Source organism: Leptospira sp. GIMC2001 (assembly GCF_028462125.1).
Taxonomy (GTDB): Bacteria; Spirochaetota; Leptospiria; order Leptospirales; family Leptospiraceae.
Window position 1 is genome coordinate 2,826,169 of the sequence record NZ_CP115468.1, and the last position, 17,872, is coordinate 2,844,040.

At 34.5% G+C, this 17,872-nt stretch carries 12 protein-coding genes; 4 read left to right on the plus strand and 8 right to left on the minus strand.

The window, feature by feature from the left end; translation table 11 throughout:
- Window positions 1-105: 105 nt before the first annotated feature.
- From O4O04_RS14560 to O4O04_RS14580, 5 genes are all read right to left on the minus strand, one after another.
- On the minus strand, window positions 106-1,902 hold the full coding sequence (locus tag O4O04_RS14560; RefSeq protein ID WP_272532497.1) for a methyl-accepting chemotaxis protein: 1,797 nt from the start codon (window positions 1,900-1,902) through the stop codon (window positions 106-108).
- A gap of 256 nt (window positions 1,903-2,158) precedes the next feature.
- Complete coding sequence (locus O4O04_RS14565) at window positions 2,159-3,964, minus strand: hypothetical protein (RefSeq protein WP_272532498.1); 1,806 nt, start codon at window positions 3,962-3,964, stop codon at window positions 2,159-2,161.
- Window positions 3,965-4,144: 180 nt separating this feature from the next.
- Complete coding sequence (locus O4O04_RS14570; protein ID WP_272532500.1) at window positions 4,145-5,902, minus strand: methyl-accepting chemotaxis protein; 1,758 nt, start codon at window positions 5,900-5,902, stop codon at window positions 4,145-4,147.
- 519 nt (window positions 5,903-6,421) lie between these two features.
- Window positions 6,422-8,296 (minus strand): AMP-dependent synthetase/ligase, encoded by a 1,875-nt coding sequence (locus O4O04_RS14575; RefSeq protein ID WP_272532501.1) that lies wholly within the window; start codon window positions 8,294-8,296, stop codon window positions 6,422-6,424.
- A 159-nt stretch (window positions 8,297-8,455) separates the two neighbouring features.
- Complete coding sequence (locus O4O04_RS14580; protein WP_272532502.1) at window positions 8,456-9,610, minus strand: AraC family transcriptional regulator; 1,155 nt, start codon at window positions 9,608-9,610, stop codon at window positions 8,456-8,458.
- Window positions 9,611-9,768: 158 nt separating this feature from the next.
- On the opposite strand from O4O04_RS14580, the gene O4O04_RS14585 reads away from it, so the two are divergent.
- The 4 genes from O4O04_RS14585 to O4O04_RS14600 all read left to right on the plus strand — a co-directional run bounded on the left by O4O04_RS14585 (window position 9,769) and on the right by O4O04_RS14600 (window position 15,383).
- Window positions 9,769-11,979 carry an adenylate/guanylate cyclase domain-containing protein gene (locus tag O4O04_RS14585; protein ID WP_272532503.1) on the plus strand — a complete coding sequence of 737 codons (2,211 nt, stop codon included), beginning with the start codon at window positions 9,769-9,771 and terminating at the stop codon, window positions 11,977-11,979.
- 49 nt (window positions 11,980-12,028) lie between these two features.
- Complete coding sequence (locus O4O04_RS14590; RefSeq protein ID WP_272532504.1) at window positions 12,029-12,718, plus strand: fatty acid desaturase CarF family protein; 690 nt, start codon at window positions 12,029-12,031, stop codon at window positions 12,716-12,718.
- 149 nt (window positions 12,719-12,867) lie between these two features.
- Window positions 12,868-14,565 (plus strand): glycoside hydrolase family 3 protein, encoded by a 1,698-nt coding sequence (locus tag O4O04_RS14595; protein ID WP_272532506.1) that lies wholly within the window; start codon window positions 12,868-12,870, stop codon window positions 14,563-14,565.
- Between the two features lie 32 nt (window positions 14,566-14,597).
- Window positions 14,598-15,383: a hypothetical protein gene (locus O4O04_RS14600; RefSeq protein ID WP_272532508.1), complete on the plus strand. Its 786-nt coding sequence runs from the start codon at window positions 14,598-14,600 to the stop codon at window positions 15,381-15,383.
- A 44-nt stretch (window positions 15,384-15,427) separates the two neighbouring features.
- Here the strand turns inward: O4O04_RS14600 and O4O04_RS14605 are convergent, their stop codons facing one another.
- From O4O04_RS14605 to O4O04_RS14615, 3 genes are read right to left on the minus strand one after another with little or no spacing between them, the layout of a single operon-like run.
- Window positions 15,428-15,760 (minus strand): Hpt domain-containing protein, encoded by a 333-nt coding sequence (locus O4O04_RS14605; protein WP_272532509.1) that lies wholly within the window; start codon window positions 15,758-15,760, stop codon window positions 15,428-15,430.
- 7 nt (window positions 15,761-15,767) lie between these two features.
- On the minus strand, window positions 15,768-16,154 hold the full coding sequence (locus tag O4O04_RS14610; RefSeq protein WP_272532510.1) for a response regulator: 387 nt from the start codon (window positions 16,152-16,154) through the stop codon (window positions 15,768-15,770).
- Window positions 16,155-16,191: 37 nt separating this feature from the next.
- Window positions 16,192-17,868 carry an ATP-binding protein gene (locus O4O04_RS14615; RefSeq protein ID WP_272532511.1) on the minus strand — a complete coding sequence of 559 codons (1,677 nt, stop codon included), beginning with the start codon at window positions 17,866-17,868 and terminating at the stop codon, window positions 16,192-16,194.
- Window positions 17,869-17,872: the final 4 nt, after the last annotated feature.

A 17,872-nucleotide genomic window follows, 5' to 3' on the forward strand; every position in this document is an offset into this window, starting at 1 on the left:
CAATCTACAAGATCTTTCTGCTTTCAATTTTAGACGATCTCTATTGTTTTTTGAAGCATTAAAAATATCAATCTATTCTTTACTTGTTTTTTTAGCTAAATCACTTCAAGTAAATTTAAAAAATTGAATGTCTTGTTCTAATTTGGATAATTCATTCACAAGCTGTTCCGTTTCATTTGCAACTTGATCGGAGAATTGAATAGCTTCCATAGATGCATTCAATACTACATCAGATGCATTAACAAATTCGCGGAAAGCTTCTTTTTGCTCTCGAGTCGCGGAAGAAATTTCTCGAGATTTCTGAGCAAGAAATACAATTCCTTCATTTAGAGATGTTGCAATTTCTGAAGTTGATTTGGAGCTTTCCGCAATAGACTTAGCTGATGTAGTTTGCAAATGAACCTCTTCCAGAAAATTTTTGAAATTCACTCCCAATTCATCCAAGGATTTACCACCTAACTTGACTAAATCAGTTGTTGTAACAATATTGAATTTTATTATTTTCAAATTTTCTTGAGTACTGTCGGCGAGCCTTGAAATCTCTTTGGCAACGACTGCAAATCCTCGTCCATATTCCCCCGCCCGAGCCGCCTCAATTGATGCGTTCAGGGACAAGAGATTGACTTTATCAGCAATATCTTCTACAAAGTTTACCGCCTCTCTCATCTTAACAGTTGCAATTTCTATATCATCCATATGATTTTTCGTTAAACGCAATTCATTTCCCGCCTTCTCACCAGAGTCTTCCATACTCTTGGCTCGATCTGCAGATGCAATTGAGTCCTCAAATATGACTTGCATACGCTCGGTCAAATTACGAAAATTAATTTCTGCTTGGTCGCTCAAATGATTTTGATCCATTGCATTATTCGATATACTTTCAGTCAGTGCATTGGACTCTTCTGAGTTCGTACTTATCTCTTCCATGGAGGCCGTTTGCTGAGATATAACTTCTGATAGTTTTATACTTCCTGTTTTAAAATGGTCTGCAGTCTTGCGAATCTTGATAACATCGCGCTGAATTGATTGCAAAACATTTTGTAATCTGGATGTAAATCCATTAACAGATTGATTGATTTTCGCATTCTCATCATTAGATATTATAGGGATTCTTACCGTAAGATTACCTTCCAATATTGAATTAGAAATAGTATCAAGTGCTCTCAAATTCGATCGAACCGATTTAGCAAAAAAATAAGAACCGTATAGAATGCTAATCAATCCAAGCAATGCCATGATAGTAATATGCACCATTGGGTATTCTAATTTAAGTAAATTCACTGAATACAAAAAGAGAAATGTAGAGAGCAATATAAATGGCATCAAACCAACAGAGAGAGCGACAGCTAGCACTCTTTGAAATATGGAAAATTGGATAGAAATATTAGTATTATCTAATTTACAAAATTTATCATTATTGAGCATTTCAGAAATTTTATCTTCTGTCACAAAATAGAAAATAACTCCACAAATCGGCACCGCAGCAAAGAGAGACAGGATGAACGGGATAATATGATAGAAGCTCAGAGGAATAAAAATTGATGAAGCCAGAAATGAAAAAGTTAGACCAGCAATCCAACGAAGTGCGACTACAATCGTTTCGATTTTCGGATATCTTAATAGTTTTCTCTGAAGTTCAGAAACCTCATTTGAGCTCAAAGAGGAAATTTTACCATAAGAAGTTAGAATTGGATTTAGAAAAATGATTCGAGCAAGTATTGCTGCAGAAAAAGCAATCGATGACGCGCATGTAGCAGCTGCAATAAATATGAGCGATTCTTCTAAAGTAAAAAGGCAGGCAAGACAGACGTAATAGACAACGCATGGAACCGGAACAAGATAAACGAAAAGCTCAAGAGAGCCTGTCAAACGCCAGAAGAATTTTTTTTGTTGAGTTTGCATGATTTCCAATTCAATTTTTTTATTTATAACAATGATTCAATAAATGAGAACTCTTCTATTTATCAATAGAATCCGTTTAATAATTTATTTACCATGGGATTTGTCAATATTTTACTTTCGGAAGAATCTTAGTACTAGTAGCGTATTTCGAGTATTTCCTAAATTGAAATTTCATAAAAGAAAGATCGATCCATAAAAGCCCAAGTAAGATTCAATGATTCGAAATAAAAATTGATCTATCTTTTAAATCAAAACACTACTTTCTATCAGCATGCTTGGATGGAAACTTTAGGAATAAAAAGCAGCCTATAAATCCAAGAATTGATATCAATGTGCCTATGATAAAATAGGTATTCATATAATTGATTCTGACTATATGATTACCTTTCTTTAGTGAAATTGCTATAAGTGCGTTATGGGAAAATATTTCATAATCTCCATTGATTCTCCAGTTTGGAGAGAAATTTCTATTGATTATCAATCTATCATCAGCACTCAATGATAGATTATATTCAAGATTTGACATAGACCAAGAAGTTTCAGAAACGGTCCCATTTTTGGATTCTAGGAAATATTCTCCTCGATAGTTTATATCTCCGTAAGCTGGAAGAGAACGATTCGATCTCAAATTCTCATATCCATCCCTAACAGAAAAATTCTGAATAATTGCCGGTAACATTGAAGAATCTGCTCCGTAAGATGGTATATTTGAAACCGTAAAAAAAGGATCTTCAATTGTATGAATCCAATTCTTTTCTGGAATAATAAAAATCTCTGAATAATTTTTAGCGTTTTTCTTGCTTAAATCATAAAATAGCAGACTGAAAATCAATAAAGAAAAAAGAGAAAAGAGAATTTGTTTGGGTTTAGAGTTAAGATATTGCGATTTCATTTTTACATGAAATCGATCAATTAAATGACCTAACAATAAACTCATGAAAAAAACTAAAACGATACTCCATCTAGATGGGATTCGCATATTCGAATAACCAGGAACTTTACGAAGAATTGCAAATGGACTCAATTCGTGAAAATCCCCGAGCATCATAACTAAGGCAATTGAAAGGAATATAACCATCCAGAAATCTTTTTTTCTAAAAAAGGGCAAAAGCAAAAATAAAATTATAAATGGAAAATATCCAATATAATTTCCATATTCCCACCATTGATACTGCTGAGCCTCAAAATTCCGGGCGAGCAAAGGATGTTGACTACTTCCAGTAAAAATAGTCCAGATATTTGAGATGCTTAAATTTTGCGTATCTGGGAAATATTGAGATCCATTCTCTAGGAAAAATTGAACTTCTGGAATTATTCTATATGAACAGAATACGAAAGTGGTTGTTGTAAAATAAAATATTAATCTAAATAATTTTAAATTTTTAGTTATGAGTGCAAATATTCCAAAAATGAAAGTTAAGAAAAATATAAATAAGAATATATAAATATTTCCTTCGGAAATCAATAGAAGCATACCTAGGGCTGAAAATATTAAATCTAAAAATATATTTTTTCTGTAATAACGAATCAAACAACCAAAAACGATTGGGACAATTGATGTCGAAAAGAATTGACTATGTCCAGCGAATACATGCTGGGAGTGCCAACCGCAGAAAGAATAAATCGTACTTGCAAAAAGACTTGCCCAAAAACCAAAACCAAGTGCCCTTCTAAAGAGAAAGAGAGAACTAAAAAATCCGATAAAACTATAAAAAACCACAGAAATTTTCAGAGCCTTAATACTTCCAAAGACAAGCGAGAACAAATTGGTTGGGGATAAAAATTTAATTTGAGGATTCTCGATGATGGGAATTCCGCCGACGTAATACGGATTCCAAAAAGGCATCTCGTGAAAATCCAAAAATGCTTTCCGAACTGACTCTAAGTAAAAAAAATGTTGATCCCAATCAAATCTAGCCAGAGAATTATCCCACCATTCTAATTGGAAAGTGAATCTTAAGAATGTGCAACACAACACCAAAGAAAAAACAATTTCAAACCATGTCTGTTTATCGCTCTTCGAAAGCCAAACTAAGCTAAAGAAATTGTTTAGTTTTTTCATAGAGCCAACCTATAAATAAAATACTCACGGGAAAGCATAAAAAGACTGATTGTTTGTCAAGCTTGTAGAACTTTTTTTCGACTGGAATATTAAAATACAGAAAATAAACGGATACGTTATTTCGAAAATTCAGAGATAGCTTTTTAAAGACAGATGATATTCTGGCAAGTTTTGTAGCTACTAGTCAAATTTGAAAAAACGTATATCTTTCTCTAACTTTGACATTTCATTTACAAGCAATTCTGTCTCACTTGCAACTTGATCAGAAAACTGAATCGCTTCCATCGAGGCATTGAGTACAACATCGGATGCATTCACAAATTCTCGAAATGCGTCTTTTTGTTCTCTAGTCGCGCCAGAAATTTCTCGCGATTTCTGAGCGAGAAAGACAATTCCCTCGTTGAGTTTTGTCGCTATTTCTGAGGTAGATTTGGAGCCTTCCGCAATGGATTGGGCTGATTCTGTTTGCTGGTGAACTTCATTCAAGAAATTTTTGAAGTTTACTCCCAACCCTTCTAATGAATTGCCACCTAATTTTACTAAGTCGGTAGTAGTAACTATATTCGATTTAATGATTTTCAAATTCTCCTGCGTACTATCAGCGAGTCTGGAAATTTCTTTCGCAACCACTGCAAATCCTCTACCATATTCTCCAGCTCTTGCAGCTTCAATGGATGCGTTTAAAGAAAGTAGATTTACTTTATCTGCAATTTCTTCTACAAAGTTTACAGCTTCGCGCATTTTAGCTGTAGCAGATTCTATATTATCCATATGATTCTTAGTCACAAGCAATTCTCGTCCAGCTTTCTCGCCAGAATCTTCCATTACTTTAGCTCGCTCAGCTGATGCTATCGAATCCTCAAATATGACTTTCATCCTCGCCGTAAGATTACGAAAATTGGTCTCGGCTTCTTCACTCAACTTGCTCTGATCTAAAGCATTGTTAGAAATGTTTTCAGTAAGCGCATTGGACTCCTCGGAGTTCGTACTTATTTCCTCCATAGAAGCAGTTTGTTGAGAAATTACTTCGGATAACTTTGCGCTTCCAAGTCTAAAATTTTCTGCTGTTTTTCTAATTTTTATAATATCCAATTGGATGGATTGTAAAACATTTTGCAGGCGAATGGTAAATCCATTTACTGCTTGATTGATCAAAGCATTCTCATCGGTCGAAATGATGGGGATTCGAACCGTTAAGTCCCCATTGAATATTGAATTTGAAACCAATTCAAGAGATTTTAGATTCGATTGCACAGATTTGGCAAAATAAAAAGATCCAAATATTATACTGGTGATTCCTAATCCTGCCATGATCGCAATATGAATCATGGGGTATTCTAACTTCATTAAATCGAGTGAATACAGGTAAAGAAATGTAGAAAGGAGTATGAATGGTAATAGTCCAACAGAAATAGATACAGATAGAACTCTTCGGAAGATCGAAAATTGTATCGGAATCCGATTCTCCTCAATGTCAGAGAATTGTCGCTTCGTCAAGAGAGGAGCTATTCTATCTTCTGTCATAAAATAAAATACTACAATACATATTGGTAATGCTGCAATCTCGGATAGAATAAAAGGTAAAAAATCGAAGTCTTTGAAATCAATAAGAAAGGAAGCAAAGAAATAAGAAAAAGCAACCATCAATGTCAACCTTAGAGCGACAACTATGGCTTCAACTTTAGGATAAAGTAATAATTTATTTTGTAGAGTTATTATTTCCTGAGAATTCAATTCTGAAATACGATTAGACAATTTCAGTAACGGAACTAAATATATAACGCGAGCAATGATTGCTACATTGAATGCAATGATTGTTGCAACGGTTGAAGTAGCAACAAACAAGATAGCTTGCTCTAAAGTAAAAAGACAAGATAAACAGATATAATAGGCGACGCATGGAAGTGGTAAGAGATAGAAAAATAATTCCAAATTCATGGTCAGGAGCCAAAAGAATTTATTTTGATTGATTTGCATAGTTATCACAAAGTATCTAGTTTCGATAATTCAATCACAATGTTGTAAAAATTAAATTACCTTGCATTACCTAACACAGTTCGAAACATACCCAATAAACTGGAAACATTTTTTCCGATTTTAGATAAATATTTTTTTATAACATTAATTTGTGTAAAAATTAGGCGAATCTTTTTTTATATTTTGAATCATATGCAATTAATTCATTTTTTGGGAATCAAGTTATACTTTGCAGGATTTTAATTCATCTTTTTGGAGTGAATTTATAAATATTTTATTAACAAAACATTTGTCAGAATACTTCAGTAAATAATTTATTCTAATCTACCAAAGCAAAATATTTATCTCACTCGAGTGATTTCGAACTGGATCAAAAAAAACTATGCTCAGGTTTTGTCCGAGCATAGTGAGGTTAATCTCCAAATGATTGTATCTAGTAATCTAATTTAGATTTCATCAGAAATTCAGAATCCATGCATCTTAGGATTTATAGATATCTTCAATCAAAGATTGGTATTTTTCTGATATCACATGCCTTTTGATTGAGAGTTTTGCTGTAAGTTCATCACCAACTTCAAATGGTTTTGGCAATATTCTATAATCTACAATTTTTTCAAAAGATTTGAATCCGTTCTCTGTGCTGATCAATTCCTTTATCGAAGCTTTTAGCATTCGATTTACACTTGGATTTGACTTCAATTCATCCAAGTTATTTCCAAGCTCAATAAAGGCTTTCTCATTCAAAACGATCAATGCGGATAATGTTTTTTTATCTTGGCCAACCAACATGCATTGATCAATATATTCGGATTCGAGTAAGCGATTCTCAATTGGCGTCGGTTCTACATTTTCTCCGCCCATAAGCACGATTGTCTCCTTGGATCTACCAACAATTTTGATACAATTGTTGAATGTCATAATACCCAGATCACCTGTGTTAAACCATCCATCCTTAAGAACTTTAGCAGTTGCTTCCGGATTTTTATAATAGCCTTTCATAACTTGAGGACCTTTCACATGAACCTCACCTTTTCTTCCCATTCCATTAGCGCCAGGATAGATTTGCTCTTGATTGTTTATATCGATGATTTTGATATCTGTGTCTTTATAGATTGGTCCGACTGTACCAATAATTAATTTCTCAAAACTTCTTACAGATATAACAGGACATGTTTCCGTCAGTCCATATCCTTCCAATACAGGAATACCAATATTATTGAAGAATTCATCTATATGATACGGCAGAGCTCCGCCTCCAGACACAGATCCTCGTAAAGATCCACCTGTTGCGCTTCTTATCTTAGAAAGAACAATCGCATCCAGAATAAGATTTGGAAAAAATGCAATCAAAACTATTATAGAACAGTAAATCCCTCGAAAGAACGATAGAATTGGATTTCGATAGTTAATTTCCAATTCGAGACCTTTGACAAAGCGCAAGGCAGAATTGTATTTTTTGGATGTTGCGTAAGCAATTTGGAATAAAAACTTCCTGATAAAGGGTGCTTTTTCTAAATTCGCAATAATTCCGTGATAGATACTTTCCCATAATCTCGGTGCAGATGCCATAAAAGTTGGTTTTACAATATTTAAATCCTCTCTAAGATTTCGAATATTCGAATAGTATGTACAGCATCCACTGGAGATTGCGATCATTTCGAAAACTCTCTCGAAAATATGCCAAACTGGAAGAATGGAAAGTATTCTCTCATTTGAATCTATTTGGAAAGGAAGGTTTTGAATCTGAGACAATATATTTCCATGCGTCAACATAACGCCTTTGGGTGCCCCAGTTGTTCCAGAAGTATAGATTAAAGTAAATAGATCATCGGGAGTGCATTGCTTAATTCTTTCCTGAACTACAGGAAGCAATTTACTTCTTAGAATTTTTCCTTTTTCGATTAAATCATAAATATTTAGAACGCCTAGTAGAGCTTTGGATTCCTTCTCCATTAGAATTATTTTTTCTAAATTTGGAATTGACTTTTTATTTTTTTGTAACTTCTCCAAGACAGCAAGGTTTTCTACGAATGCAACCCTTATGTCTGCGTGTGGTATAATGTATTGGATGTCACCGTCAGTAACATCGGAACCTCGTGGAACATCAACAGCTCCGATCAACTGAATTGCCATATCCGTTACAATCCATTCGAACCGATTGTCCGCAAATACTGCCAGATGCTCGCGTGCACCAACACCAAGATCAATCAATGAAATTGCTAGATTTTCCGCCATTTCAAGTAAATCAGCGTAGGTAGTGAATTCAAATTCTTTGTTTTTATTTCGCGTTGCAAAAGCTGGCTTATCACCAAATTTTATTTTCGATTCATAAAACATTTCAGCTAAATTGTTCATTTTGTCCTCTAATTTCAAAAGTTAGATTTCAGTATAAATGAATAATTCTGAATATTCGACCTATCCTATAGGATGTTACTTAAATTATGTTTCGATTCTATATATTGAACCTGCATTATCTGGATCAATTGCCGTAGACTGAAACAATTTCCTATTTGTCTAGAAAATGTTTTTTGAATGGGTTTTGTTTTTGGTTTGGGTAAGAGATGTCGAATAATTTTTTCGGTAGTTCACGGGAGTGATTCCTGTATGATGCTTGAATGCTCTATTGAAAGATGATTTTGAATTGAAACCAACAGCATAGGCAATTGAAATTATAGTTCTCGATTGGTCTTCTAGGAGATATTTTTTTGCTTCTGAAACTCTATGATGATTGATATACTGAGTAAAAGTCATTTCCATTTTCTCGTTCAGAATCTGAGATAATTGGTGAACAGAAATATTGAGTTCAGATGCAAGACCTGCAATGTTAAGATCTTCATCTGAGAATGCTTTTTCTTCTTCCATGATTCGTTTAAGTGTTGATTGAATAAGATCGATATCTAGGGATTTGATTTTGGATTTTTCGTATCTAGCTTTCTTTATTTCCTTTTGCAATCCGTAGACAACTTCAGGAAATCGATTCGATAATAAAAAGAAAATGATTAGATTGAAAGGAAGAATTAGAGCACTCAGTTTTATCAAAAAAAAGTTCCCCATCATAAAACCAAGAAAACCAATTCCGATATCAATATAAATCAATGCTATCACTAAGACAAAAATCGACATCGAACGAAAACTGATATCGGCAGAATTTCTCAAAATTCGAACATTACTCACAAGTATATAACTAAGATAGATTATTAAGGAAATTTTAGGTCCGACAGTTGAGATCTGAATCATTCTTGAATAAAATGAAGCATCTCCGTTTTGGAGATTTTTGATAAAACTCAATTGAGATGTCGTATCCATAAAGGCATAAGGAGCTACGACTAACGCAACCAATATGGCAGGAATAAAATGTAAAAATTCAAATCGATTTAATTCAACCTCGAGAATTCCCTTTTTATAATATAGAAAAAAAAGGGGACCGATTAGATAGGTAAATGGCAAATGCAGTGAGAAAAAATATGGATAGATTAAATGAAGATTGGAAAAAAAATAAAATCCTGAGACCAGCCAAATCCCTGTCATCACATGAATCCAGCCCATAAAAATTGTTCTTGGCTTGGATGTAAAAATCTGAATTGCCCAAACAAATGAAAAAATGGAACCAAAGAATAACCAGGCTCCTTGGATCATTTGCAAAAAAGGTATTGAAATAAAATTATCCAAAATTCAATCGCTCAAGGCTTTCCTTGGTTTCAATTTTCTCAAGATAGGTAAATAAGAATAGTTAATTTTTCTTAGGTAAGAATAGAGAATTTTTCCTGAAATTGTTCATATAATTTCTTTTCTTTTTAAAGATAAATTCCATATTACCTTAGATGGCAATGTTTTACAAACTTCGAAAAATTCTTCCCTTACTGATTTTTATTATCTTGCCAATCCAGGGAATCAGGTCACAAGATTTCGAGCAACCAGACTCGATCATACCTTTTGAAATCAATCCTAATATTATAAATTCCTTAAATGCAACATCATCAGATAATCACTGGAGAATCAGCAGCAATCAAATTGATATCCAAAGAGAATCCAGTCCAAGCGAAGATGCAGAAACCGATTCAGAATCCAATCTAGAAGAAGAAAACGATACGGACTTAACCATTTGGCAAAAAGTCAATGTTCCTGAAGATTTAGTGAAGCAAGGATTGGTAGCTGATGGCAGAACTACTGTCTGGTATAAGGCAGAATTTAGACTGAGTCATAAAATCAGAAATTCACTTTCTATTCGATTGGGTGAAATCAATGACCGTGATCGCGTCTATCTAAACGGAGAGCTAATCGGAAGCTCTGGAGATTGGGATTCGATCAAACCTCAAGCATATGATAAACAAAGAGTTTATGATATTCCCATTCATACAATACGACAGAATGAAACCAATATTTTATTGATTGAAGTTAAGGGCTATTTCCAAAATGAAATGGGGATCTATAGAGATAGACTTGAAATCGGACCAACTCGTTCTCTAGTTCGAAGCTTCTATTTTGAAAACACTTTTCAGATTCTTATACTCATGGTTTACTTAACTGTTGGTGCTTATTTTCTTTTATTCTTCATTCGTCGTCGTAACGATCGTGAAAATCTTTATTTTTCAATCTTCATATTTTCACTTTTAGTATATTCTGTACTGCGAACTCAATGGAAGTATGAATTTGCGATCGATTTCCATTCATTAAAGAGAATTCAATATTCTGCTCTTTGGTTGTTATTCCCCACTTTCTATTATTTCCTTAGACATTATTTTAAATTAAAAGTCAATACGTGGCTCAAATGGTGGGATAGATTTGCAATCGTTACAAATATCATCAATCTAGTTTGTATTTTTTATATTTACACAATTGATTCAACCGAGACTTGGGATTATATAAACAACACAATCATACAACCAACTTGGCTTGTTTACACTTTTGGTTCGTTGATTTTACTTGGGATTGAAATTCGACATAGCAATCGAGATGCGATGCTCATGTTAGGAAGCTTTTTTGTTTTGATTGTTTGCACCGTTTTAGATGTTCTAAGTGCTAGGGCAATGATCAACTTGCCAACAAGTTCCACCGCAACATTTGGTTTCATACTATTCGTTCTCAGCATGGCGTTGATACTTGCGAATAGATTTGTTCGGCTTCATGACGAAACAGAAAAACTTAACGTAGATTTAACGAATTTCAATGAAGCATCATCGAGATTTGTGCCATTCGAATTTCTCAATCTATTAGAGAAAAAAAGTATTCTAGATGTTAAATTAGGTGATCAGATTCAGAAGGATTTGACTGTATTGTTTTCTGATATTCGTGCATTTACAAATCTTTCCGAGACGATGACTCCCCAAGAAAATTTCCAATTTATAAATTCTTATTTGGGTCGAATGGGTCCGATTATCCGAAACCACAATGGATTCATTGATAAATACATTGGCGATGCTGTGATGGCGCTTTTTTCAGTAAGTGTTGAAGATGCAATTGATGCGAGCATCGCCATGCAAATAAAAGTAAGAGAACACAACATTGAAAGGATACAAAGAGGACATCAAGCAATCCAAATTGGAATTGGAATTCACAAAGGAGGACTCATGCTCGGTACGATTGGTGAATCTCAAAGAATGGAAGGAACTGTAATTTCTGATACAGTAAATCTTGCGTCAAGACTAGAGAGCTTAACAAAAATGTATGGAGCATCAATCCTTGTGAGTGAAGTCAGCATCAATTCCATTGATCAACAAAGTAATCTTTCGAATTATAAAAATAGGTTCGTTGATAAAGTCCGTGTGAAGGGCAAAACACAAGCGATTGCGATTTACGAATTCTATGGAGGCGATAGTGAAGATACCATCGAATCAAAAGAAAAATCCAAGAATGATTTTGGGCAGGCACTAGATCTTTATTATTCTAAAAAATTCAAAGAATCGAGTGATTTTTTTGCAAGAATATACGAATCGAATGGAGATCTTCTTGCCAAAATATATACGCAAAGATCAGAATTGAATTTAGCAAATGGAGTAGATGTAAATTGGGATGGTATCACAACTTTTGATACTAAATAATTTTTTTCCAATCTTTATCTAATCCTGTAAAAATAGGGAAATTACAACCGTGTCAGAACAAAGCTATAGTTATTCAAAAACACATCGTTCGATAGAAATTTTTTCCATTATTTCTTTTATCTTAATTATTCTTGGACTTGGGTATCATCTAGTTCAAGGATACAATTCATTCCATTCTAAGTCTGAACTTTTTGGACTTATACTTACTTTGGTAATTATATTCTCTTATATTTCTGCTGATTTTATTTCAGGACTGGTTCATTTTCTTGGCGATAGTTTTGGAACAGAAGAAACGCCAATTGTTGGTGCATCTTTCATAAAACCATTTCGTGATCATCATACGGATCCAGAAGGAATCACAAGGCATGATTTTATTGAGACGAATGGAAACAATTGTATTGTATCACTGCCTGTATTGATCGCTGTATATTTTTATCTTCCATATAAAACGGACGTTTTGTCCTACTTGTTGGCTTGGTTTATTCTTGCGTTAATGCTCGGGATTTTTATGACAAATCAGATTCATAAGTGGGCACATCTAAAGAATCCAGGCGTGGTTATTAAGTTTCTGCAAGACAGAAGTTTCATACTCAACCCTGACCATCATAAGATACATCACACTGCACCATTTGATCGCTACTTCTGCATAACTTGCGGCTGGTTGAATCCTTTTTTATATCGCATTCGTTTCTTCGAATTCATTCTATTGCTTTTTAAGAAAAATAAAAAAGCATATTGAAGATATAAAAATAGTTTTCGAATAAATATTTTATCTTCAATTTTAATAAATCAAAAATCGAAATTGCATGAGGAAATTGGTTGAATAATTTCCTTGCCTAGAGGCTGCTACTTACATTCCATGGAAGAGATATCATCTAGGAGATATTTTTGAAAACACTTGCAAAAGCCTTCCTTTTAATCCTATTCATTTTATTTATTATCGTATCAACCCATTTTCTAATGTTGTATTTGGATGAACTCAGAGCAGACGAAAGAAAAACATATCTCGACATCAAAGCACGAGAAATTGTTCAATCAATGTCAACTCGAGAAAAAATTGGACAGATAATACATATTACCATTCCAGAAAAGACTCTAGACTCAACGGCAAGAAAAGAAATTTTATCTCTTCGTCCAGGTGGAATTATTTTATTCGGTAAGAATTTAGGATCATCCGAAGAAGTTACCGCTCTCAATCAATCTCTCCAGAATCTTGCCAAATCGGAAAAAATGCCTCCATTATTGATTTCCACTGATCAAGAAGGAGGAAGAGTATTTCGTGCGCGAGATGGAGTCGCACAGTATCCCGGAGCGATGGCAGTCGGACAGACAAACAACGCAGAGTTAGGTTATGAAGTTGGATTTGTTACATCCTATGATCTAAACCAAATAGGAATCAATTTCTTGCTAGCTCCATCTCTTGATATAAACAACAATCCGAATAATCCAGTGATCAATACCCGAAGTTTTGGGTCTGATATCGATCGGGTAAATCTTGTTGCAGGTGCCTATGAAAGAGGAGCAAGAAAAGGTGGCGCAATACCTGTTATCAAGCATTTTCCTGGCCATGGCGATACAGATGTTGATAGCCATCTTGGACTTCCCGTCATACGTAAAACACTAGCAGAGTTAGAAGAATTAGAACTCATACCTTTTCAGAATTCGATACATTCAGGTGCACCTGTTGTAATGACTGCTCATATTTTGTTTCCTAATATTGATGATAAATATCCAGCCACTTTATCGAAAAAAATACTAACAGATATTTTACGAGAACGATTGGGGTTTGATGGAGTGATTATTACTGATGCGATGGAGATGCATGCCATTTCGAAGAACTACGATAAGGATCGACCAGGTGTAAAGGCTCTGCTTGCCGGTGTTGATATTCTGCTTCTAACTTCATGGGGAGATACGGCAACTTCCCTTTTTAATTCAATTCTCGATGCAGATAGCAAAGGAGAATTCACGGTCGATGGAAAGGATAGACTTGAAGAAGCCGTTTACAGACAGATTCGATTGAAATTAGAGTATGGAATATACACTGATAACCATTTCACTCCTGAAATTGAAAATGAGAATCTCGCCAATTTTATGTTAGAGCAAAAAAAGAAAAGGGATGATGATTACAATCTGATCAAAAAAGATAAAGATCATGTCTTCAATCTTACAAAGAAAACGATTCGTTCTTATCCAAATCCATATCAAGCCGATCCAAATCTGACAGTTTCCAATACAAAGGCTTTTCTTACAATTGGAAAGAACCAATCTAATTGGAAGCAACGTCAAGGAAAGATTTTGCCAATGAAATCACTTTCGAGTGAATTGAAAAAATCAGAAAGTAAATTTATTTTACTAGATGCAGTGTCGGAATCTGAACTAAAAGTGATAGATACACTTGCATCCAATTATCCAGACAAACAATTTATTGTTCTGTTCCCAGCAAGCCCTTTTGTCGTTCTTCCCAAGCGAGATAATGTGAACATTTTGTTTTCTTTCTCACTCACTGATGAATCATACAAAGCTTTGATTGAATGTATTTTCTCACAAGAAATGATCCCTAAGATGGATTTGGTTCTCAAATAAAAGTCAAACCTGATATATAGAGTCTAATTGGTATGGGTTTCTTCTCAATTTTCAAAGACTTCTCGATTGGAGATCTAGGTGACTGGAATCCTCAAGACAGTCTTGTCAGAGAAGATTCCTACGATCCAAACACTCTTTTTCAAACCCTAATAGAAGATAAAGTATGGCAACTTATGGATTGGTCCGGTATCTTTGTTGCTCTAGAAAAGAAAGGCTATGCTGATGGGAAGCTGGTTCTAGAATTTTCTGAACCAACAAACCAAATCATACAAGTTTTCTGGAAGGAAGAAAATCTCATTACAATTCGTATGCATGTAAGAGAATTTGATTTCACAACCTATGGTAAAAAAATAAAAGAAAATGTATTATCAGTGGATTGGATACAAACTAGACATCCATGCAAAATAAAATCCGAGAATCAACTCTATCCCGGACAAGATGTTCCAGGTCTCGGCCTCTTTGAAGAAATTGTAAATTTTATTGGTTATATCACTTTATCTATTCGTGTAAAAGCAGCATGGAATCGTCCTGAATTCTTTCATGATGCAGTTCTCTTTCACAAAAAATTTCGCTTTCCAGATCCAAAAATGGAAGCCAAATACCGATGTCTAATTCGTGATCTTAAATATCTGGGAATGCTCGGACTTTCTACTGCCATTCATTCACATAAAATCAAAAACGGAAAAGGTGATATCTACAAATGGAATGCACCTGAGATGATCCATATCCAAGATACTGCCCTACAAGATTTGATTTTTAACCATCACTACCATGCGGAAGTAGAACGCTGTATGCGAAAATATCGCTTCTCTATTTAAACTTCAATGCATGAATTATTTAACGAATGAATTCATTCATTCATTCATTTTAATAAATGATCAATCTGTTGAATAGAATCATTCATCCCTTCAAAATCAGAATTCAATATTTCTTTTCTATCTAGAATATTCTTGATTATCATCTCAAAATTTCTAGCCCAATCTCCAATTTCCGGAAATCCAAAGGACGACCCTGATCCTGCAAGGTTGTGAATATGAGTATAGATCTCTTGCAAAAGATCTGCATTATGTGAATCAATATTTCTATATTCTAATATTTGATCATACAGCTTTCGGATTTCTGCCATTTTATCGGGCAATGCTTTCGCATAATCCTCTTTCATTTTTTGGAATTTAGCTAATGTTGACGGTTTCATTGCTTTATTATTTTTTGTTCCAAATTTCTTCAATCTCAGATGCAAGCTTCATAGGATCAAAAGGTTTCGTGATAACTGCTATGGCACCTAGATTTAAAAAATGTTGTATTTCATTTGATTGAACTTTTGCAGTGATAAAAATGACCGGAGTATTTGCGAATTCCTTTAGCGTTCGAATTCTTTCTAACGTCGTTGGTCCGTCCATTTCTGGCATCATCACATCCAATAGAATTAGATCAGGTACAAATTGTTCGATTGACTCCAAAGCTTCCTTTCCAGAAGAGCATACTTTCAATTCGTAACCACCTACATCTTCGAGAGCCATTGATCCGATCATTTGGATATCTAAATCATCTTCAACATATAAGATTTTTGTTAATTTTTCAACTGGCATAGTATTTAAGTATCCTTTCATGATATTGCAATGTATTTCACTTAGTTTCTATTGGTAGTTCAATTCTAAAAATTGAACCGCATTCTTCTCTTGGAATATAGCTCAGATTACCACCCATAGCATCAATCATAGTTTTGCTAATGCTAAGACCTAGCCCGGTTCCATCGGTTTTTCTTGTGTTGGATGCATCGATCTGCGAGAAACGTTGAAATAGTTTATTGCGAAAATTCTCAGGAATTCCAGAACCCTCATCGATCACTGAGATCAATAGTCGGCTCACCCTCTTCTCTAAGCGCAGAGTTACAGTACTTCCGGCTGGAGAGAATTTGCATGCATTGGATAATAGGTTTGTGATCACTTGATTGATCCGTTTTTCGTCGATAAATATATGAATATCTTCGGTTAATAGATTTTCGTATTGGATTTTCACATCGAATCTATTAGCATAAGGATTGATAGATTCTATATTTATAGAAAGTATTTCAGAAATCGATTTTGGCTCGCAATGAAAATCCATTCTACCTGATTCCAATTTTTCAAAATCCAAAATATCGTTTATCAAGGAAAGCAGCCGATCAGAGTTCTTTTTTGCGACGTTTATAAGGTTTTGAACTTTGGATGGCAATTCACCAGCAACTCCACCAATCAATAATCCTAAAGCACCGTTGATAGATGTTAGTGGAGTTCTGAGTTCATGACTGACTGTTGAGATAAATTCGGCTTTCATAATTTCAATTTTTCTCTGCTCGGTGATGTCCTTAGCTATTCCAAGATAGCCAGTTGATGTTCCTTCTGAGTCTCTAAGGCAAGAAATTGATAAATTAACAGGAATTCTATTTCCATTTTTGCATATATAACTCCAATTCCTTTCCTCAGCAAAACCCATTTCCGCTCTCAATGTGAAGGTTCGAAGACCAGGCTCAATATCTGTACCAAATTCTTTATTGAGTTGATCCGTTACCTGAGTGACTTCATTGATGTCATGAAAAAGCATTGGAGTCTGTAGCCCAACCATTTCTGATCTTTTATAACCTAACATTTTCTCTGCTCCACGATTGAAGTCTAATATGATTCCATCCAATCCGATTGTAATCAATGAATATTCAGTGCTATCGAATATTGCTGATTTTAGATCTAATAGTGAAGCAATCGCTCGAGAATTTTTTTCTTCTTCTACTATGGATTTTTTTAAAGTTTTTTGAATACGGCTCAACTCCTTTACCTTTTTTCGCAATTCCAATTGTGCCATTACTTGACGAGCGAGACCAAGCATTGAATCAATCTGATCCTTATTTATATTGTTTGGTTTGTGGTCGATCAAACAAAGTGAACCCAATGCATTGCCTTTGGGTGTAATCAAAGGAAATCCAGCATAAAATCTTACAAAAGGATCGCCCGTGACGATTGGATTGTCCGAGAAGCGCTCGTCTAACAATGAATTTGGTACGATCAATGGTTCGTTTGGCTTGAGAATGGAATGCGCACAAAATGAAACATCTCTCGATGTCTCGGTTGCATCTAAACCGTAATGCGATTTGAACCATTGACGATCCTTATCAACCAGTGATACCAGACATATTGGCATACCTGTTAGTTTAGTTGCAATTTCTGTAATATCATCGAACTCTTGTTCAGGTTTACTATCTAAGATATCATAATCCAATAGCTCCTGCAATCTTTCCGATTCGTTGCCTGGAATTTCTGGTATTTTCATAAAT

Bases quoted from the DNA above. Each gene is read 5' to 3' on its own strand.
- O4O04_RS14610 (WP_272532510.1), bottom strand. From the start codon at position 16,154: ATGCCAGTTGAAAAATTAACAAAAATCTTATATGTTGAAGATGATTTA.
- O4O04_RS14605 (WP_272532509.1), bottom strand. From the start codon at position 15,760: ATGAAACCGTCAACATTAGCTAAATTCCAAAAAATGAAAGAGGATTAT.
- O4O04_RS14575 (WP_272532501.1), bottom strand. From the start codon at position 8,296: ATGAACAATTTAGCTGAAATGTTTTATGAATCGAAAATAAAATTTGGT.
- O4O04_RS14600 (WP_272532508.1), top strand. From the start codon at position 14,598: ATGGGTTTCTTCTCAATTTTCAAAGACTTCTCGATTGGAGATCTAGGT.
- O4O04_RS14585 (WP_272532503.1), top strand. From the start codon at position 9,769: ATGTTTTACAAACTTCGAAAAATTCTTCCCTTACTGATTTTTATTATC.
- O4O04_RS14570 (WP_272532500.1), bottom strand. From the start codon at position 5,902: ATGAATTTGGAATTATTTTTCTATCTCTTACCACTTCCATGCGTCGCC.
- O4O04_RS14565 (WP_272532498.1), bottom strand. From the start codon at position 3,964: ATGAAAAAACTAAACAATTTCTTTAGCTTAGTTTGGCTTTCGAAGAGC.
- O4O04_RS14560 (WP_272532497.1), bottom strand. From the start codon at position 1,902: ATGCAAACTCAACAAAAAAAATTCTTCTGGCGTTTGACAGGCTCTCTT.
- O4O04_RS14615 (WP_272532511.1), bottom strand. From the start codon at position 17,868: ATGAAAATACCAGAAATTCCAGGCAACGAATCGGAAAGATTGCAGGAG.